A 19,011-nucleotide genomic window follows, 5' to 3' on the forward strand; every position below is an offset into this window, starting at 1 on the left:
TGAATGCAATGAAGAAACAATATGCCTTTCTGGTCGATTCGGACAAATGCATCGGATGCTTCACATGCGCCATGGCCTGTCGCAACTATTACCATCAGGAAAAGGGCGTTGTGTGGCGGCACGTCTACCCGCTCAATGAAGAGATATACCCGCACCGGGAGCGGGCCTTCTTCTCGCTGGCCTGCAACCATTGCGAAAATCCGGCCTGCCTGAACGTCTGCCCGGTGGAAGCATACACCAAGCGCGAGGACGGGGTCGTCGTCCACCATCAGGAAAAATGCATCGGCTGCGGAAACTGCATCCGCTCATGTCCTTACGGCGCGCCGGTGTACAACCCCGTGGAAAAACGCGCGGAAAAATGCAGTTTCTGCCACGAACGGCTTGATGCGGGACTCTTGCCTGCCTGCGTGCAAAGCTGCCCGACAGGCGCGCTCAAACTGGTGGATCTGGCCACAATGGAACCCGGAAACCATGTCCAGTTCCCTCCCGGATTTCCGAAAAACGACAAGGTGAACTCCTCCACACGGTTCATCATGCCCAAAGTTCCGACAATGGTAAGGAGGTAGGCAGATGCAATCCATGGAATTACCACTGGTCCTCTTTACGGTGCTCTCGCAGGCCGCCATCGGCCTCGTTCTCATGAACGCCGTACGTCTTCACGCGGGCCCCGGCGGAGGCAACGACCGCAAGGAATGGACGCTGGCCGCGGCCTTGATGGGGGTGGGCATCGCGGCCTCCCTCTTTCACCTCGGTCATCCTCTTGAATCGTACCGCGCTCTTGCGCATCTTGAAAAGGCGTGGCTCAGCCGCGAGGTGCTCGCGGCGGGGATCTTTTTCGCGCTGGCGGCCCTTGCCGCGTTCACGGGACGTGAAAAAGGCTCGCCCGTGCTGGTCTGGGCGGCTGTCCTGGCCGGACTGTCGGCACTTTTGGCCTCGGGCATGACCTATGCCCCTCCCGCGCTGCCGGCGGTGAACAACGCCCTACCCACGGTCTTCTTCCTGATCTCCGCCGTGGTCCTTGGCGCCGGCTTCGCAAGCTGGTTCGCCGCGACGGGCAGCCAGCCATTGCTGGCGCGCATCCTGGTCACGGCCCTGGTTGTCGGTCTGGTCGTGCGTCTCACCGTCCCCTGCGCCTGGCTCTCCGGCTCGGAGATCATGCGCCAGACGGGCATGGCCTGGCTCGGCGCTCCGCTGTACTGGGCCCACATCGCGCTCATGGCGGCCTGCCTCGGCGTGCTCTGGAAGAAGCGCACAATCCCGGTCTGGCTCCCCATCCTGGCCCTGGCAGGCGAACTGGCGGGACGGGCGGTGTTCTTCTCCGAGACAATCCACACGGCCGTCAATATCGGCGCTCCCTACTGAAAAAAACCCCGGGAGCCGAACCACATGGTTCAGCTCCCGGGGTCCCTTCGCAGGCCATTTTTGAACGGCCTGCGAATTTAGAATTTTTCAACAGTCAGTCAGGAAGGGGACGACCTGCGCCCCCGATGGTCATCCTGGCTCAGCCGTGACAGATGACGCCGTCGCGCACCCGCACCAGGGTGTCGGCCCGGGCGGCGATGTCGGCGCTGTGCGTGACCAGGATGACGGTCTTGCCCTTTTGAACGAGATCTTCAAGCACGCCCAGCACCTCCGCCTCCGCCGCCGAGTCCAGATTTCCCGTGGGTTCGTCCATGAGCAGGACCGGAGGGTCGTTGGCCAGGGCCCGAGCGATGGCTACGCGCTGCTGCTGCCCCCCGGAGAGCTGCCCCGGCTTGGCATTTATCTTGTCCGAGAGCCCGACCAGCGCCAGCAGTTCCTCGGCCCGCTCTTTTTGCCGGGCCTCGGACGCGGCGGCCAGCATCAGGGCCGTCTCCACGTTTTCCCGAGCAGTGAGGCTCTGCAGAAGGTTGAAAAACTGGAACACGAACCCGATCTTGCGCGAGCGCAATGCAGCCAGCTCGCCGTCGCGAAGCTCGAACATGTCCTGCCCGTCGAGTTCGACCCGCCCGCTGCTGGGACGGTCCAGCCCCCCCAGAAGATGCATGAGCGTCGATTTGCCGTGCCCCGAGGGGCCGACGATGCAGGTCAGCCCGCCACGCGCGATTTCAAGGTCCACGCCGCGCAGGGCCTGGGTCAGGCTTGCGCCCTGGCCATAGGTCTTGGTCAGGCCCTGGGCCTTAATGATTGAATCATTCATAGCTGATGGCCTCCACCGGTGAAAGTCTGGATGCGCGCCAGGCGGGATAGAGCCCGGAGAGCATGGCGATGAGCGTCGAAAAGAGCACGGCCCCGGCCAGCATGAGCGGATCGACCCCGCCCTGTGCGCCCTTGACGAAAGACGATGCCGCGTTCTGGCTGATGAGCGGGGTCGCGAGCATGGACGCCACCAGGCCCAGCGCGGCCCCGCCGATGCCGCCCAGCAGTCCGTAGATCCCGGATTCGAGCAGGAAGAGGCGAAAGATCGTCCCTCTGGTCGCGCCCATGGCCTGCAGAATGCCGATCTCGCGCTTGCGCTCGTAGGTCGCGGTCATCATGGTGTTGACGATCCCGAAGGCCGCCGCCAGCACGGCCACCGCCGCGATGAGCTGCAGGGTCACGCTCACCGTGCCCACGATGGACAGGACCGAGGCCAGCATCTGCTTGTCCGAGACCACGCCCAGGCTCACCACTTCCTTGATCTTGAGAGCATAGGCATCGACCTCTTCCAGGCGGTCCACCCGCACCGCCACGTACGAGACGCGGTCCTTCTGATCGTACAGCGTCTGCGCCACCGGCAGGGGCAGGAACACGGTCAGGTCGTCCTTGCCTCCCGTCTCTTCCAGCACTCCGAGCACCGGCAATTGCGTCCCCCGGATGGTCACTTCCGCGCCAGGTTGCAGAGCGAACTGCCCGGCCACGACCGAGCCGAGCAACGCTCCGTGCTCGTCAGGGGCTTCGAAATAACGTCCGTCCGCGACACGCCAGCCCTTGAACGGCAGGGACTCGCCGGTCGGAACGCCCAGCACGGATACCGGACGGTTCTGGATGGCCGAACGCTCGGCCAGGAACGGGATGGCCGTCATACCGGGGATTGCGCGGATGGCCGTGACCTCTTCTGCGGTGATGGTGGTCGGCAGCTGTTCACCGGTCAGGATCGAGACCTGCTCGAAGGCGCAGCTGCCCTTGGGAGTGACGACCAGGTTAGCGCCCAGGGCGGCGGATTCCTTTTTGATCTGCGCCGTGAGGCTTCCGCCCAGCGCCACGAAGGTGACAAAAGAAGCCATGCCTATGACGATGCCCAGCAGGGTGAAGACGAACCGTCCCCGGCGGCGGACGATGTTCTTGAAGACGAGTTTGGTCGGGGTCATTTAAAGGCCTCCAGATTGTGCCGCGCCAGAATCTGCACCCTTTCCGCCTTGAACAGGTAGCCCGACGCATCCTTGACCATAACTCCTGTGACCCTGACTTCATCGCCAATGACGGGCCGCGTGTCGCCGAGCCTGACCGGAAGGAGAACCTTGGTGCAGCCCGGGCTTGCACACTTCAATTCGCCCAGGTCCATGATGCCCATGACGTTTGGATCCGAACTGGAATAGGCATAGGCGATCCCGATAACATCCATGGTTCCGCTGAAGGCGCCGGGATCGGACACCACCTGCCCCACACCCAGAGGCGGACTGATTTTTTCACAGCCCGTGACAAACAGGGCCATGCCGACCAGAAAAATCCCGCAAAACATGACAATGCGCATGAATTCACTCCTGAAAAGAAAATGGGATATGATCGCCGAAATGCGACACTACGCGCACCGGCGGCTTCAAAAAAAAGAATCGGGGCAGGATCAGATAAATTCAGGAGGGAATTCGGCGGCGCGCAGGAACGGGTCCGGTGCAGCCAGATCTAGCCGCCACTCGAAACGGCTCGCGGTGCGGCTGACGGTCACGGGAAAGCCCTGCTCGGGCAGAAACGAAAGAAAGCCGGAAATCATCCCGCAGACCGAATCGGCACACTCCGTCGTCGCAGTGGCAGGCTCCGGGGAGCAGTCCTCGCTGCAGCAGGCCTTTTCCAGCCCGTGCAGGAAAACCACAGTGGACACGGAAACGGACATGAGCATGAGCGCAAGCAGCGGCACCATGGCTACACCAAGGAGGCGGCCTTGAAACATGCTTCGATGCCTGTGTTGATTCATGGATTCACGTCGCGAATCAGTTGGCGGGGTTGCCCAGTGGCGCGAGGAGCTTCTGGCCGCCGCCGGTGCCCGGTGCCTGACCGGTCATCTCACGCAGGATGTCCGCGATGGGCGTGCCGTTGGCGTTCACGGCCCGTGGATTGACACGCACCAGATCCTGCCAGGCCGCGATGGCACCTTCCTTGTCGCCGAGGTCGTAGAGCAGCACGATGCCGGTGTTCATGCGCGCCGTCTCATGCCCGGGGTCCACGGCGATGGCCTTGGCGAAGGCGTCCAGGGCCTTCTGGAATTCGCCCAAAGAGCGATGCATGACGCCCATGTCCGTCAGCACGTTGGGGTTGCCCGGACTGATCTCAAGAGACCGGCTGTAGGCCTCGACGGACTTGGCGGGCTGGCCCGTGTCGAAGTAGAGGTTGCCAAGAGTGATCCAGGCGTTCACGTCCTGCGGGTTCAGGGCCACGCGGTCGGAATAGATCTTGATCTGGCCAAGCATGTCATTGCCCTGGGACTGGACCGGGGCGGAACCCTGCCCCTTGGTGGAGTGGAAGGCCGTGCTGAAGGCCACGCCAATGAGCGCCCCGGCCATCAGGATCACGATTCCGTAAACCAGGGCATTGTTTTTTTTGCCGACCTGCTGTTTTGCCGATGATTTCGCCATGCATTCTCCTTGTCTGCAATTTTGGCCCGGATTCGGGCGGCTACGAACCGGACCATCCGGAACGCAGCAGGGCCCAAGCAAGCATCGGACCATCCAAAGACACCGCCGCTACCGAATATCTGCCGGGAAAAATTCAGGAATAACGAAATTCTGCACCGCAAGTGCACGAACATGCACTCAAATCTGCACATCCGGCATGACTGCGGGAGCCAGGTCAGTGCGTCCCTGCCAGACGGCAATCGGTTCGACAGACAGTACGTGTTGAGATAGAGTTTTTGCAGCAGAGGCGCATCACGCCGTAATCCCCGGGAATATCGGAGCCCCAATGTACCTGACCGCCATGACCCATCGGGACGAACTTTTCGACCTGCCCTGCCCACGATTCAGAGCCCTTCCCCCGCAACCCCGGGCAGCGCAACGCCCGTTACCTCCCCGTTTGGATCATTTGACGAATAGCTCCATCCATTTTTTGAAGCTACGTCAGGAATGACCATCCAGGCTCACACCGAAAAAAATCCGTAAAACAAGACAGATGTTTCGGAAACAAATGATGATTTTCTTGAACAATCGCCTGATAGCATCTATAAAACGTTGCAATATGTCAGGTCAGACGCCGATCGGCCACTGTCATCGCGGTCGCTGATACCACGATGCGCCAAAGCACCTGACGCGTAGTTCCATTGCATCCGCATAAAATACGCCACCCTTGGCGCGGTGACCACAAATGCAGAACAACAACCCAAAGCGCCCCCGTTCCGGCAGGTTTTTCGATGACATGAGGCTGGCCGAAAATTTCGGTTCCATCCGCTTCCGGCTCGTGGTGCTCGTCGGCATCGGTCTTTTTGTCATGATTGTCGGCGCCATGGCGCTCACTTCCATGTCCATGATCAAAAAGCGGGTTGTCCACGACATCGAAAGAACCCTGCGCTCCAGCCTGCGCATCGCCAGCAATTCCTTTGAACTCTGGGTGAACCAGCGCTCGGCCCAGACCGGACAGCTCGGACACGCCCCGGAACTCGGAAACATCACGCAAGCGCTGGCGCGAATCGAGCCCAGGGGCGACATGCTCCTGGCGTGCTTGGCCCAGCAGGAAGCGAGAAACTTTTTTTCATCCGCGCACATGTTTCCCTGCAGCGGCTTCGCCATCGTCAGCCTCGACTCAGTGACCCTCGCGTCGAGCGACACGACCGAGGTGGGCGCAAAACCGGCATTCCTCGCCAACGCCCCGGACGTCATGAAGAAAATACTTGAAGGGCAAACCCAGGTCATCTTTCCACGGCTTCCCGAAGACGGCGCAATTAGGTCCGAAGCGCTGGAGATTCTCTTCGCCGGACCGGTCATCAGCCTTGACGGCAGGGTGCTCGCGGCCCTCTTTCTGCGCCTGACCCCCGGAGCCGATCTGACGGCATCGATGTTCGACACGGCCGATGATTCTTCCCTGGAGGCGTTCGCCTTCAACGATCAAGGACTGCTCATGACCGGCAGCCGCTTCAACAGTCGGCTGCGCGGCAGCGGCCTGCCCGGGGAAGACGGGCAAGGCGTCCTGACGAGCGTGCTTCGTGATCCGGACCAGAATCAGATCGTCCCGAATCCGGCAAGTTCCATCAACTCAGCGGCCCTGGCAAAATCAGCGGCCGGAGCCATTCGTCTTGGCCAGGCACTTTCCGGGACACCCGGCGAGAACACGGAATCCGTCATCGAATCCGACGTCACCGGCTACAAAAGCTACCGGGACGCAAAGGTCTTCGGGGCCTGGCTCTGGAATCACAGGCTGAATCTGGGAATGGCTGCCGAAATCGACATGGACGAGGCCCTGCACGACTTTCATTTCTTAAGGGCCTCGGCCTTCGGCATACTCGGCATCACGCTCTTTCTCGCCGCAGGTTCGACTCTGCTGGTCCTGGGCATTGGCCAACGCACCAGCAGGACCTGGGCAAAGGTCAGGGACGACCTCGAGGACATCGTCGAGGAGCGCACGGCCGAACTGAAGGCCGGCGAGGAGCAGTTGCGGGCCATCATCGACAATCTCCCGAGCATGGTCATCCTGAAAGTCAGGGACGGCCGCCATCTCATGATCAACGCCTGCTACGAGCAGGCCACCGGGTTTTCCGCCGAAACGGTCCTTGGGCGCAGGAACGACGAATTCATGCAGCGCGAAGTCGCCGAGAGAATCATGGCCGAGGACCGGACAGTCCTCGAATCCGGCAGGCCCGGCCAATTCGAGAAACAGGTCCCGCATCCCGACGGCACCCAGCACATCTATCTGACCACCAAGGTGCCTCTGCACGATGAACAAGGGGCCCCGTTTGCCCTCATCGTCCTGGCCACGGACATCACCACGTGCAAAAAGCTTGAAAGAGAGGCCCTGGAAGCCAAGGTACACGCCGAGGAGGCCACCAGAGTCAAATCGGACTTTCTGGCCAACATGAGCCATGAGATCCGCACTCCCATGAACGCCATCCTCGGCATGAGCCATCTGGCGCTGCAGACCGACCTGACTCCCAAGCAGCGGGACTACCTGTCCAAGATCGACGGCGCTTCCAAGGCCCTGCTGCGCATAATCAACGACATCCTCGACTTCTCCAGGATCGAGGCCGGAAAACTCGACATCGAGAACACTGAATTCAACCTGGACGATGTCGTCGACAACCTGGCCGCAATGCTGGTCGTCAAGGTCGAGGAAAAGGGCCTTGAGTTGCTCTTTCGCATTGACCCCAAGATCCCGCGCTGCCTCGTGGGCGACCCTCTGCGCCTGGGTCAGATTCTGCTCAACCTCACCGACAATGCCGTCAAATTCACCGAGCAGGGTGAAATCGTCGTGGCCGCGACGCTCCTCGAAAAGAGCGCCGACAACGCGCTCATCCGCTTCAGCGTGCAGGACTCGGGCATTGGACTATCAAGCGAGCAGCAGGAAAAGCTTTTCCAGCCCTTCACCCAGGCCGACACCTCCACGACCCGCAAATTCGGCGGAACCGGCTTAGGGTTGGCCATCAGCAAACGCCTGGCCAGTCTCATGGGCGGAGACATCGGCGTGGACAGCGCGCCGGACCGTGGAAGCACCTTCTGGTTCACCATCCGGACCGGCCTGCACGACAGGGAAAAAGCGCCCTGGCGAATGCCGGTCGACGATCTCAAGGACATGCGCAAGAAGCCGGCTACCGGCCGTGGCGTAAGTCGCGAGAAAATCCGGGGAGCGCGCATCCTGTTGGCCGAGGACAATGTCATAAGTCAGCAGGTCGCCCGCGAAATCCTGGAAGGCGAAGGTCTGGAGGTCATCGTTGCCGGAGACGGGCGCGAGGCCGTGCGGCTCGCCACGGAGCAGCGCTTCGACCTGATCCTCATGGACATCCAGATGCCCGGAATGGACGGCTTCGAAGCCACGGCGCGGCTGCGGGCCATGCCTGAATTCAAGGACATGCCCATTTTGGGCATGACGAACCACGCCATGGCCAAGGACAGACGCAAAAGTCTGGACATGGGCATGAACGACCACATCACCAAGCCCTTCGACCCCGCAGAGCTCTTCTCGGCCCTGACGCGCTGGATCGATCCCGCGCGCTTGGAGTCCGGACGGCACGAAGAAGCGGACCGGAAAGATCGCCAAGGCACCCATGAATGACCATCGGCGCCCTGGACACCTGGAGGCTCGATGTATCTGACCGCCATGACCCATCGGGACGAACTTTTCGACCTGACCATGCGCTGGATGAATGACGATTTCCATGCTGACGACGGGGAAATCCTGACCCGAATTTTCGTCTACGAAAGCGCCATTTCAGCCCTGGTCATCGAACGCGTACTGCTTTTGCTCGGCAGATTCTGGAACACCGAACTGCGCGCGGAGCGGATTCGCTTCAAGCACGAACTGCGCGACCGCATCATCGCCCGGCTTGGTGTCCAAACCCCCCGCATGGCCGAACTTGCAGAAAAATTCCACAACAATCCTAAATACTTCTTTCCGTTCCTGCCCATAGACGGCCTGGTCGTCACCGACAATTCCGCCCGGCTGCTGGCCTTGGGGCGCATCAAGCGGATGGCCCGCGTCGCCGAAAAGGTCTCGTTTCGACTGGTGGAAGCCCTCTTCAAGGAGATCCAGGCCCAGGCGCGATTCCTCGCGCAGCAGCGGGCAACACAGGCCGGAGTGCCACTGGACGAATTCGTGAGCTCCGACGAGGCCATGCAAAACGATTTCGTGCAGGCCGAGGAAGCGCTGGCGCGCAGCTTCAGAGACAGAAAAATCCACATAGGGCCTGACGCCCTGACCATAAACGACATTCTCGGCTTCAAGATCATCGCTCCGCAAAAAATGCTGGACCGCCTTCCGCTCATGCTCACAGACGAACCGGGAATGCGCATCACGGAGATCCAAAAACACAGCGGCAACTACAACGCCGTCAATCTGCTTCTGGACCTTGAGCTGCCTCCCGTGCACGAACTCACTGCCCGTCTGCGCGGCATGAACTGGGACATCGCAGGCAAACGCGGCCTGAACCCAGACGACATACGGAAGAATATCGAAAGCTACGTAAGCCAGGGGGCGGGCTCGGTCACGATCGAACTCATCCTGACCACCCCGGAAGAGCTGATGGAAGCGGAATTTGGGCGTTCCATCCACGAACTTCGCGTGCTGCGTCTGCGACAAAGGCAGGAATACCAAGGCCCTCTTGGACAGAACGCGGGCTACCTCATCGAATATATGCTCGCTCTGGCATCGTCGCCCACAATCCGCGTTCCGGAGATACCCATCAAGATTTATGGTCGCTATCTGCCCGAAGAGATCTCGGCCTTGAAACGCAGCCTGTACGGCAGCCCCGTCGAGGACGGCCTGCTCGGCACATTCTGTCTGCACGAGGGTTGCCTGGAACAATTCTTCCCGCCGGGGACGCTGGTCGAAGAGGCATGATTTTTCGCACGCAGGTACGATGCACGGCATCCAAAATGCTTACCGACGCGGTTGCACTGCATTCATGAGCGCGGCCCTTCCCGACTCAAGGCTTCGAAGCCCGCGATGACATCGAAAAGCTCCGCGTCGATCCCGGCCTGGCGCAGGCGGTGGAAAGCCCCGGACATGTCGGCCAGCAGTTCCTCGATGTTCTTCTCCGCCCGCTGCATGGCCGCCAGGCGGCTCGCGTTCTCTCCGGCCAGGGATTCGGCGCAGGCCCGGAAAAGGGACACGAAAACATATTCACGCACCAATGCGCGCAGAGTGCGCTCTGGATCGCCCGCTATCTCCGGCAGGCTTTTTGTGGGCCAGGCCATACTGTCGTAGCGCTGCCGCCACCCCCTATCCAGGGGCAGCAGCTGCAGGTGACGGGGAACACACTGCGTGCTGGCGTTTTGGCAGTTATGAAAAAGATGCACCTGCGCGTCATAGCCGAGCCGGGACTCGATTTCGGCCAGGATGCGCCCAATGAGCGGGGTGATGGCCTCCACCGTGTTCGGCGCCGGGAACAGCCCGGCGACATCCAGATCCGCCTCCTGCAGAAAACCCTGAACCCGCTCGCCCATAGCCCAGACAACGGGAGTCTGCGGCAGATCCGCCAGAAATTTTTGGGCCTGTTCGGCCACGGCCTCGTTGAACTGCCCCACCAGGCCTTGGTCCGAGCCGAGCACGATCACGCCCATCGCCCTTCCGCCACCGGCCCTGCCTTCCGCATTGGCGGCAAGCTGTCGCCCCGCTTCGCGCAGCGCCAGACCCAGCCCCAGATTCACGCTTTGGGCGTACTCCTCCAGGGCTTGGACCGCCTGCTCGTAGCGGACGATATTGGACGAAGCCATGGCCTTCATGGCCCGGACCACGGAATGCAGGTCGCCGGCACTGCGAATTTTGCGGCGCAGACCTACAGCGGTTTCGCTCATGACTGGGTCAGCCCCGCGTCGAGTAGCGCCTGCCGGGCCATGCGGACCAGAGTGGTCCGGTCATCATCCGCCAGACCTTCATGCTCCAGACGCTCCAGCATGGTCCCGGATACCGAAGTCACAGCCTGACGCACGGCCTGCTCGGCTTCGGCCATGCGCAAAAGCGGGACAGCGCGGAACAGCCCAGAGGTCAGGGCCAGAAGTACGGCCAGCTGCTCCGGCAAGGGCACAGGGGCGAACTCCGGTTGCCGCAGGCAGGCCCGAAGACGCCGTCCATGCTCCAAGGTTTCGAGGCTGGCGTCATCGAGGCGCGCCCCGAAACGGGCAAAAGTCTCCAATTCCTCGAACTGGGCGTAGGCCAGCTTCAGGTCCCCGGCCACCGCGCGGTAAGCTGCGCGCTGGGCCTTTCCGCCTACCCGCGAGACCGACGTGCCGACATCCACGGCCGGCAGCACGCCCAGATGAAACAGCGTGGGCGAGAGGCTGATCTGCCCGTCGGTGATGGAGATAAGGTTGGTGGGAATGTAGGCGGCCATATTCTGGGCCTCGGTCTCGATGACGGGCAGGGCCGTGAGGGACCCGCCCCCGCGTTCCGGACGCAGGTGCGTGGCCCGCTCCAGCAGCCGCGAATGGATGTAGAAGATGTCGCCGGGAAAGGCCTCGCGCCCCGGAGGCCTGCGCAGCAGCAGGGACAGTTCGCGGTAGGACCGGGCGTGATGGGTCAGGTCGTCGTAGACGATGAGCACGTCGCGGCCCTGTTCCATGAAGTGCTCGGCAATGCTGGTGGCCGCGTAGGGCGCGATGTAGGACATGCCCGGCGGATCGCCGCCTTCGGCCACGACCACCACCGTGTAGCGCATGGCCCCCTTTTCCTTCAGCATGGCCACTGCCTTGGCCGTGGCCGCGGCGCGCTGCCCAATGGTGCAATAGACGCAGACGACGTTCTTGTCGTGCTGGTTCAGGATGGCGTCGAGGGCGATGGCCGACTTGCCGGTCTGGCGATCGCCAAGGATCAGCTCGCGCTGACCGCGTCCGATGGGGATGAGAGCATCGACGACCTTGATGCCGGTCAAGAGCGGCTCGGTCACCGGTGCGCGATCCATGATGGGCGGAGCCGGACGTTCGATGGGCAGGCGCTTTTCGCTTACCAGCGGCCCCTGGTTGTCCAGGGGGAGACCGAGCGGGTCGATGACCCGTCCCAGTAGCAAGTCGCCCACGGGCACGTCCATGACCCGCCCCGTACGCTCCACTGTGTCGCCCGCGCGCAGGTGCCCGTGATCGCCAAGGAGCACCACGCCGATCTCGTCTGCGTCCAGGTTGAAGGCGATGCCGAAAATCCGTCCCGGAAAGGCCAGCATCTCCTCGAATTCAACGCCGGGCAGCCCCGACACCCGCGCAATGCCCGGAGAGACGCTGATGATATTGCCGATCTCCCGCGCATCGTGCGTCGGGACAAAATCCTCGCGAGCCTTGCGCAGATTCCGAAAGGTCCTGTCCAGGGTGCCGGCGAGGGAACAGGTCATGCGCCCCTCCCATCGTCTGCGGGAGCGGCAGCTTCGGATGCGGAAAACAGCTCGTCCATGCTCTTTTGCATCCGGGTCAGATATTCCTCTATGCTCCAGGAAATCTTGCGGTTTCCGGTCAGGATCTCGACGCCGCCGATGAGGTCCGGATCGATTTCAAAGTGCACCTTTGCGCTCCCCTCCAGGACTTCCTCCAGGGCTGAACGCACTGTGGCCCTGCTTTCTTCGGACAACTCAAAAGCGCTGCGCACCCGCAGCGGTCCGGACTTGGCATCGGCAATCAGATCGGAGCGCGAAGGCTCGTCCATGGAGCGAACCCGGTCCGCGAAGACCTGGCCGGCGCGCTCGTCGAAGCTCGCCCCTGCCAGGTCGGACAGGGTCTTGCGGGCAATGGCATAGGTTTCCTCCCGCGTGCGCCGTGCTATCTCATCAAGCAGGCAGTCCCGGTCCCGCTTCAGGGCCTCGCCCTGCCTTACGCGCTCGGCTTCGGCATCCTCCCGCGCCTGGCCCAGGAGCTTCTGTCGTTCGTCTCTGGCTTCATTCCTGGCCGTTTCCAGAAACTCCTCGCGGGTGTCTTCCAATGCCTTTTTTTGACGCTTAAATTCCTCCCGCTCCCGGGCGGCTTCGGCCTGCATCCGCTCGCCATCGGCCAGCTCCTTGACGATGCGCTCCTCGCGGGCGTCGATGGCGCCAAGGATCGGCTTGTACAGAAAGCGCTTCATGAGCCACACCAGGACGAGAAAATTGACGACCTGCGCGCCGACGGTGAACCAGTCGATGAGCATGGCTACTGCCCCGCTGCCTGCCCGACGGCATGGGTCCAGAACGGATTGGCGAAGAGCAGGATCATGGAGAGCACAAAGCAGTAGATGGCCGTGGACTCGATCATGGCCACGCCGACAAAAAGGGTGCGGGTGATGGTCATGGAGGCGTCGGGCTGCTGCGCCAGGGCGGTCAAGGCCTGGGCCACGGCCCGCCCCTCGCCCAGGGCCGGACCCAGGCAGCCGATACCCGTGGTCAGGCCGGCGGTGATGATGGAGGCTACGGCGATGAGGGTCATGCTGTCCATGTTCTCTCCTTTGTGATCATTTGGTTGGCTCCCTGCGGGCCGAGATGGTGGTGGCGGCCGCGATGTAGACCGTGGCCAGGATGAAGAAAATATAGGCCTGGATCATGCCGGTCAGGAGCCCAAGCGCGGTCATGACGATGGGGAAAAAGAACGGGGTGACCAGCAGCAGGATGGCCGCGATCATGGCCCCGCTCATCATGTTGCCGAAAAGGCGCACGGCCAGGGCCATGGTGCGGGAAAGCTCGCCGATGACATTGAAAGGCAGCATGAACGGGGTCGGCTGGGCATAGGAGGCCAGATAACGACGCACTCCCTTTTTTCGGATGCCGTACAGCGGCACGGCCACGAACACGCACAGGGCCAGGGCCGCGGTGGTGGACAGCGAAGCCGTGGGCGCGGCATAGCCGGGGATGACGGAGCACAAGGCGGCCAGGGCCACGAAAAGAAAAAGAGTGGCCAGAAAATCCAGATACTCCCTGGAGCGGACGATACCCACTTCACGAATCTGCTTGTCCAGGGCCGTAACCACGATTTCGAGCAGATTCTGCCAGCGCGAGCGATCATCATTTCTGGACAGTCGGCGAGTGATCAGTATCGCCGCCAGGGTCATGGCCAGCATGAGTGCCCAGGTGAAGACGATGGTGGCGTTTATCTTCACAAATCCGTACTGCCACAGAAGTATGGCATCCGGGCTGATACGCATCACTTCCCTCCGTTCATGCAGCTTTTGGTCAGCCGCGTTGCAGCCATACGCGCCATGATGAACCCGAGCAGACAGGCCGCCAGGCGCTCCCAGCGCCCGTCGCCGACCAGGTAGAACCCGCCCAGAGTGACGCCGGTACGAACCACAAAACTTCCCATGAACCAGGCTGCGGAATGGCTTGAGGCCAAGGCCCTGCGGGTAGTCCACCACAGGCCTCCGAAAAAGAAGGCTCCTAGACAAAGGCCGGCGGCAAGGGCCAGCGCGAAATCGCTAAATATCATCGTCTTCCTGTTCCTCGCGGATGGCCCGGTCCTCTTTGGCCACCCAGTACCAGGCGTTCCAGCAGCCCAGGGCCAGGCCTGCCACGAGCAGGGCCAGGGTCCAGGACCGTCCGCCCGGGTAATTCCGGTCCAACCACAAACCCATAAACACACCCAGGAGAGTCGGGATGCTCACCGACCAACCGATGATTCCCATCATCCCGAGCCCGAACCAAACCTCGCTCCCGGCCCGTTTTTTGGCCCGCAGCTTGCGCCTGGCCCGCACATCGACTTCGCGCTCCAGATCCGGCTTTTGCGGATTTTCGTGACTAGTCACGGTAAAACCCGGCCATGCGGCGGATCAAGCCGCTTTCCATTCTCACCAGGGCCCGGCGAACCTCCTGCTCCTCTTCGTCCAGATGCATGAATTCCTCTTCCACAGCCCGGCGCAACTGCCCCAGATCCTGCCCGGCGATGGCGTTGCGTACGCAGACCACGACATCATACCCGGTCTTGGTCAGCACGCCTTCGTCCACGGCGACGTAGACCTCCTGCGTCTGCGCTGTTTCGTAAACCAGGATGCCGGGGCAAAGCGCGGCCACGCAATCCCTCCGCCGGGGCAGAATCCCGAAGGAGCCGTCGCGGCTCTCGGCCACGATGCGCAAAGCCCTCACATCTTCAAATACCCTGAACGGGAGCAGAATCCTAAGGCGCATTTCCATCACGGTCCTCCTGCTCCTTGCTCCGGGCGGCTTTTTCCTTGGCCTGATCCACTGCGCCGATCATGTACAGGGCGCTCTCGGGATAGTCCTTGAACTCGTCGTCAAGAATGCGCTCGCACCCTTCGAGCGCCGCATCCAGGGAAACGAAAGCGCCCGGAAGCCCGGTGAACTGCTCGGTGGTAAAAAAGGGCTGGGTCAAAAAACGCTCCAGCCGCCGCGCGCGATTGACCACAAGGCGATCCTCCTGCGCGAGCTGCTCCAGACCGAGCATGGCGATGATGTCTTTCAAGTCCTCGTATTGAGCCAAGGTTTGGCGAACCTGGCGGGCGACAGAGTAATGGCGCTGGCCGACAACACCCGGCGTGGCCATCTTGGAATTGGATTCAAGCGGATCCACGGCCGGATAGAAACCTTCGCCGGCCCGTTTGCGCGAGAGGACGATGGAGGCCGAAAGATGGGAAAAGGTGTGCACTGCGGCGGGGTCGGTGAAATCGTCGGCCGGGACATAGACGGCCTGGATGGAGGTGATGCTGCCGGTGTCGGTGTTGGCGATGCGCTCCTGCAGCTGGGACAGCTCCGTGCCCATGGACGGCTGGTAGCCCAGGCGGGACGGCATCTGGCCCATCATGCCCGAAATTTCCGACCCGGCCTGGATGAAACGGAAAATATTGTCGATGAGCAGGAGCACGTCGCGGCGTTCGTCGTCGCGAAAGTACTCAGCCATGGTCAGGGCCGCATGGCAGACGCGGAAACGGCTACCCGGCGGCTCGTTCATCTGCCCGAAGACCATTACCATGTTCGGCAGGACCCCGGCATCCTTCATCTCGCGGTACAGCTCCTCGCCCTCACGACAGCGCTCGCCGATGCCGCAAAACAGGCTGACGCCCTCGTGATGCCCGATCATGTTGTGGATCATTTCGGTCAAGAGGACGGTCTTGCCGACCCCCGCCCCGCCAAAAAGCCCGGCCTTGCCGCCCCGCTCCAAAGGCAGCAGCACGTCGATGACCTTGATCCCGGTCTCGAAGACCTCCGTCCTTGTAGAGCGCCGCGACAGGGTTGGAGGAGGATTGTGAACGCTGCGCAGGGAAACGTCGCGCACCTCACCTTCCTGGTCCAGAGCATTTCCGAAAACGTCGAACATGCGCGAAAGCAATCCGGGCCCCACAGGCGCCATCAAGGGACCGCCCGCATCCTGAACTGCCATGCCCCGTGCCAGGCCCTGGGTCGGAGTCAGGGCGATGCCACGCACATGCTCTTCGTCGAGGTGGGACATGACCTCGATGACGATGCGCCCGTCCTTCCCCGCTCGCAAAATGTTCCGAATGGCGGGCAGGCCGGAGGTGAAAGAAACATCGACGACACTTCCGCGCACGGCGGTGACCAAGCCCATGTTTTGGGGATTGCCGGACAGATCCTCGGCCAGGGATCGATCTTCCGGCGAATCAGGGATACCAGACGAGATGACCATGACCACTTATTCCCTCTTCACTGGGCAGGGTCAAGCCCCTTGGGGGGCCGGCCGGGCGAGCCTTATTCTTGCCCGCGCCCGGCCCGAAACACAAGCCACAACCCGGCCAGCACGCATGGCACGCTGAGCCACTGCCCGACGGTCATAAAAAAGCCCGCTTCATAGGCGGCCTGGGGCGTCTTGAAATATTCGAGAACAAAACGGGCGGCAAACACCAGCATCAGAAACAGTCCGGAAAGCAACCCCGCACGGCGACGCAAGGCGGCCTCCCGCCAGGTCAGGAAGAGCACGATGAAAATGATGAGATAGGCAGCGGCTTCGTAAAGCTGCACGGGATGACGCGCAAGATCGTCGACCCGCTCGAAAATAACGGCCCAGGGCACGATGGTTGGCACGCCGACTATCTCGGAGTTCATGAAATTTCCGATGCGAATAAACGCGCCGCCCAGCGCTGCAGGGACGGCGATTCGGTCCAGCAGCCACCAGAAGCGCATGCCGCTACGACGGGCATACACGCCCACGGCCACAAGAATCCCGATCACGCCGCCGTGACTGGCCAGCCCGCCTTCCCATATCTTGAGGATCAGCAGCGGGCTCGACAGGTAATAGACCGGATCGTAGAGCAGGCAGTGCCCGAGTCTCGCGCCGACAAGAGCGCCGACGACCACAAAACCCAGCAGGGAATCCAGGTCGCCTGTGGAGCGCCCCTCCCGTGCGAACATGCGCCCCATGATCTGCAATCCGACGATGAAGGCTGCCGCGAAAAAAATTCCGTACCAATGGATGGACAGAGGGCCAATGGACACGGCGATGGGGTCGGCGTTCCAGTAGATCATGAAAAAAAGTCCTCCCAGGGATAAAGTTTCGACAAATTCGAATCGTTTCGCAAAAACCCGGCGTCATCCCCAGACGGAACCGTAGAGAATCCCGGAAAACGTGGCCATGACGATGACCAGACCAACAAAAACAACCGTCTTCTTCACACCCATGATGCTATTTATGACCAGCATGTTGGGCAGGCTGAGCGCCGGTCCGGCCAACAGCAGGGCCAGGGCCGGGCCCTTGCCCATGCCGGAACCGATGAGGCCTTGCAGAATGGGCACCTCGGTCAGGGTGGCGAAGTACATGAAAGCCCCTGCAAAGGAGGCGAAGAAGTTGGCCATGAACGAATTGCCGCCCACGGCGCTGGCCACCCACTCCGAAGGAATGAGGCCTTCGTTGCCGACACGGCCCAGCAAGGCTCCTGCGATGAGCACGCCAAAAAGAAGCAACGGCAGGATCTGCTTGGCAAAACCCCAGGACGAGGAGAACCAGTCCCCGACCTCGCCTTCATCCGTGCTGGTGAAAGCGGACAGGCCGATGACCCCGGCCGTGAAGGCCAAAAGCGGCTGGCCGGGAAAGAACACTGCCAAAAGGATTACCGGAACGGCGGCTGTGCCCACTTTCCAAGGCTTCACATCGAACCAGCGCACGAGCATGATGCCCAAGGCCACCGAGAAAGCCGAGGTCAGCATCCACTTGGCCCCGAAAATGGCGGCCCACAGTCCGGAATCCGTCTGGGGAGCGCCCCAGTTGGCGAAAACCAGAATGGCGACCATGGATGCGAAATAGAGGGCGTTCTGCCACAGGGGGCGTTTCACTTCCTCCTCTATCTGCGCCATCTGAATGACCTGCCGCTCGGCCTCCTCCTTGCGGAAGAAAAAGTGCATCAAAAGGCCGATGATCACGCTGAAAACGATGGCTCCCACGGCGCGGGCGATGCCCATTTCAGGCCCCAGGATGCGAGCCGTCATGACGATGGCCAGAACGTTGATGGCCGGGCCGGAATAGAGGAACGCGCAGGCCGGTCCAAGGCCTGCGCCCATGCGGTAGATGCCCGCGAAAAGCGGCAGCACCGTGCAGGAGCACACGGCCAGGATGGTGCCCGAGACGGCGGCTACACCGTAGGCCAAGACCTTGTTGGCCTTGGCGCCGAGGTACTTCATGACCGCACCCTGGCTGACGAAGACCGAGATGGCTCCGGCGATGAAGAATGCCGGAATCAGGCACAGCAGCACGTGTTCCTGAGCGTACCATTTGACGAGATGAAAGGCTTCGAGGACGGCATTGTCAAAACGCGGCAAACCCACGGGCAGGTAAAAGCAGGCCAGAAAAACCGCGACGATGACCGCCAGGGGCTTCCACTCTTCTCTCCAGTTCATGATCAACCTCTACTTGAGTTTTGGCCGGGCAGCCTGGCCGGTCATTGATAATTGTTCCATGGCGCGCGTCGAAAGTACGGCCTCCACGCAATGCATGAAATTCAGGACGCACGGGACCTTGAGGGTGTAATACACCTGCTTGCCCCTTTTCTCGTCCTGCACGATGCCTGCCTGCTTGAGCACGGTCAGGTGCTTGGACACGGTGGAAAAATCCGCGTCGATGAGTTCCGCGAATTCGCAGACACACTTTTCCCCGGATTCCAGATGCTCGACCATCCACAGGCGGGTCGGGTGAGCCAGCGCCTTGAGCACAGCGGCCTTGGCCTCGAAAAACTTTCTGTCTTCAGCTTTCATGGTAGCTCCTTCATTTGCACAAGTGACCAAATATGCATGTGTCA

The 19,011-nt window shown here is 61.6% G+C and carries 21 protein-coding genes; 4 read left to right on the plus strand and 17 right to left on the minus strand.

The features are described from left to right. Positions 1-8 precede the first annotated feature (8 nt). Positions 9-566 carry a 4Fe-4S dicluster domain-containing protein gene (locus tag BMZ40_RS06805; RefSeq protein ID WP_092373414.1) on the plus strand — a complete coding sequence of 186 codons (558 nt, stop codon included), beginning with the start codon at positions 9-11 and terminating at the stop codon, positions 564-566. A gap of 4 nt (positions 567-570) precedes the next feature. Beyond that, entirely contained in the window at positions 571-1,362 is a 792-nt protein-coding gene (locus tag BMZ40_RS06810) for a dimethyl sulfoxide reductase anchor subunit family protein (protein WP_092373415.1), read from the plus strand. A gap of 139 nt (positions 1,363-1,501) precedes the next feature. Here the strand turns inward: BMZ40_RS06810 and BMZ40_RS06815 are convergent, their stop codons facing one another. The 5 genes from BMZ40_RS06815 to BMZ40_RS06835 form a co-directional block, all read right to left on the minus strand. Then, positions 1,502-2,179 (minus strand): ABC transporter ATP-binding protein, encoded by a 678-nt coding sequence (locus tag BMZ40_RS06815; protein WP_092373417.1) that lies wholly within the window; start codon positions 2,177-2,179, stop codon positions 1,502-1,504. Continuing rightward, a complete protein-coding gene (locus tag BMZ40_RS06820; RefSeq protein WP_092373419.1) occupies positions 2,172-3,329 on the minus strand; it encodes an ABC transporter permease in 1,158 nt (385 codons plus the stop codon). The genes BMZ40_RS06815 and BMZ40_RS06820 overlap by 8 nt, the downstream gene beginning before the upstream one ends. After that, positions 3,326-3,712 (minus strand): hypothetical protein, encoded by a 387-nt coding sequence (locus BMZ40_RS06825; protein ID WP_092373421.1) that lies wholly within the window; start codon positions 3,710-3,712, stop codon positions 3,326-3,328. Before BMZ40_RS06825 ends, BMZ40_RS06820 begins: the two co-directional genes overlap by 4 nt. Before the next feature lie 90 nt (positions 3,713-3,802). Next, positions 3,803-4,126: a hypothetical protein gene (locus tag BMZ40_RS06830; RefSeq protein ID WP_092373423.1), complete on the minus strand. Its 324-nt coding sequence runs from the start codon at positions 4,124-4,126 to the stop codon at positions 3,803-3,805. 40 nt (positions 4,127-4,166) lie between these two features. Further along, positions 4,167-4,808, minus strand: coding sequence for a tetratricopeptide repeat protein (locus BMZ40_RS06835; RefSeq protein ID WP_177193051.1), 642 nt, complete (start codon positions 4,806-4,808; stop codon positions 4,167-4,169). A 724-nt stretch (positions 4,809-5,532) separates the two neighbouring features. On the opposite strand from BMZ40_RS06835, the gene BMZ40_RS06840 reads away from it, so the two are divergent. Then, positions 5,533-8,427, plus strand: coding sequence for a PAS domain-containing hybrid sensor histidine kinase/response regulator (locus BMZ40_RS06840; protein ID WP_092373427.1), 2,895 nt, complete (start codon positions 5,533-5,535; stop codon positions 8,425-8,427). A gap of 30 nt (positions 8,428-8,457) precedes the next feature. After that, positions 8,458-9,711 (plus strand): hypothetical protein, encoded by a 1,254-nt coding sequence (locus BMZ40_RS06845; protein WP_092373429.1) that lies wholly within the window; start codon positions 8,458-8,460, stop codon positions 9,709-9,711. A gap of 62 nt (positions 9,712-9,773) precedes the next feature. On the opposite strand, the gene BMZ40_RS06850 is transcribed toward BMZ40_RS06845, so the two are convergent. The 12 genes from BMZ40_RS06850 to BMZ40_RS06905 form a co-directional block, all read right to left on the minus strand. After that, entirely contained in the window at positions 9,774-10,667 is an 894-nt protein-coding gene (locus BMZ40_RS06850) for a F0F1 ATP synthase subunit gamma (protein ID WP_092373431.1), read from the minus strand. Next, the gene (locus BMZ40_RS06855) at positions 10,664-12,190 is read right to left on the minus strand and encodes an alternate F1F0 ATPase, F1 subunit alpha (RefSeq protein ID WP_092373433.1); all 1,527 of its coding nucleotides are present in this window, start codon (positions 12,188-12,190) and stop codon (positions 10,664-10,666) included. Before BMZ40_RS06855 ends, BMZ40_RS06850 begins: the two co-directional genes overlap by 4 nt. Beyond that, entirely contained in the window at positions 12,187-12,975 is a 789-nt protein-coding gene (locus BMZ40_RS06860) for a F0F1 ATP synthase subunit delta (protein ID WP_092373435.1), read from the minus strand. Before BMZ40_RS06860 ends, BMZ40_RS06855 begins: the two co-directional genes overlap by 4 nt. Positions 12,976-12,977: 2 nt before the next feature. After that, complete coding sequence (locus tag BMZ40_RS06865; protein ID WP_092192707.1) at positions 12,978-13,259, minus strand: F0F1 ATP synthase subunit C; 282 nt, start codon at positions 13,257-13,259, stop codon at positions 12,978-12,980. Positions 13,260-13,275: 16 nt separating this feature from the next. Then, entirely contained in the window at positions 13,276-13,962 is a 687-nt protein-coding gene (locus BMZ40_RS06870) for a F0F1 ATP synthase subunit A (RefSeq protein WP_092373437.1), read from the minus strand. Then, positions 13,962-14,243, minus strand: coding sequence for an ATP synthase subunit I (locus tag BMZ40_RS06875; RefSeq protein ID WP_092373439.1), 282 nt, complete (start codon positions 14,241-14,243; stop codon positions 13,962-13,964). Before BMZ40_RS06875 ends, BMZ40_RS06870 begins: the two co-directional genes overlap by 1 nt. Beyond that, the gene (locus BMZ40_RS06880) at positions 14,233-14,559 is read right to left on the minus strand and encodes an AtpZ/AtpI family protein (RefSeq protein WP_092373441.1); all 327 of its coding nucleotides are present in this window, start codon (positions 14,557-14,559) and stop codon (positions 14,233-14,235) included. Before BMZ40_RS06880 ends, BMZ40_RS06875 begins: the two co-directional genes overlap by 11 nt. Continuing rightward, positions 14,552-14,944, minus strand: a complete 393-nt coding sequence (locus BMZ40_RS06885) for a F0F1 ATP synthase subunit epsilon (RefSeq protein ID WP_218143746.1) — start codon at positions 14,942-14,944, stop codon at positions 14,552-14,554. The genes BMZ40_RS06880 and BMZ40_RS06885 overlap by 8 nt, the downstream gene beginning before the upstream one ends. Continuing rightward, complete coding sequence (gene atpD / locus BMZ40_RS06890) at positions 14,928-16,334, minus strand: F0F1 ATP synthase subunit beta (protein ID WP_218143751.1); 1,407 nt, start codon at positions 16,332-16,334, stop codon at positions 14,928-14,930. Before atpD ends, BMZ40_RS06885 begins: the two co-directional genes overlap by 17 nt. A 140-nt stretch (positions 16,335-16,474) precedes the next feature. After that, entirely contained in the window at positions 16,475-17,248 is a 774-nt protein-coding gene (lgt, locus tag BMZ40_RS06895; RefSeq protein ID WP_092373443.1) for a prolipoprotein diacylglyceryl transferase, read from the minus strand. Between the two features lie 63 nt (positions 17,249-17,311). Then, positions 17,312-18,613 (minus strand): permease, encoded by a 1,302-nt coding sequence (locus BMZ40_RS06900; RefSeq protein WP_092373445.1) that lies wholly within the window; start codon positions 18,611-18,613, stop codon positions 17,312-17,314. 9 nt (positions 18,614-18,622) lie between these two features. Further along, positions 18,623-18,967 carry an ArsR/SmtB family transcription factor gene (locus BMZ40_RS06905; RefSeq protein ID WP_092373447.1) on the minus strand — a complete coding sequence of 115 codons (345 nt, stop codon included), beginning with the start codon at positions 18,965-18,967 and terminating at the stop codon, positions 18,623-18,625. Between the last annotated feature and the right edge of the window lie 44 nt (positions 18,968-19,011).

This window comes from Desulfomicrobium apsheronum, from assembly GCF_900114115.1.
In the GTDB taxonomy this organism is placed as follows: Bacteria; Desulfobacterota; Desulfovibrionia; order Desulfovibrionales; family Desulfomicrobiaceae; genus Desulfomicrobium; species Desulfomicrobium apsheronum.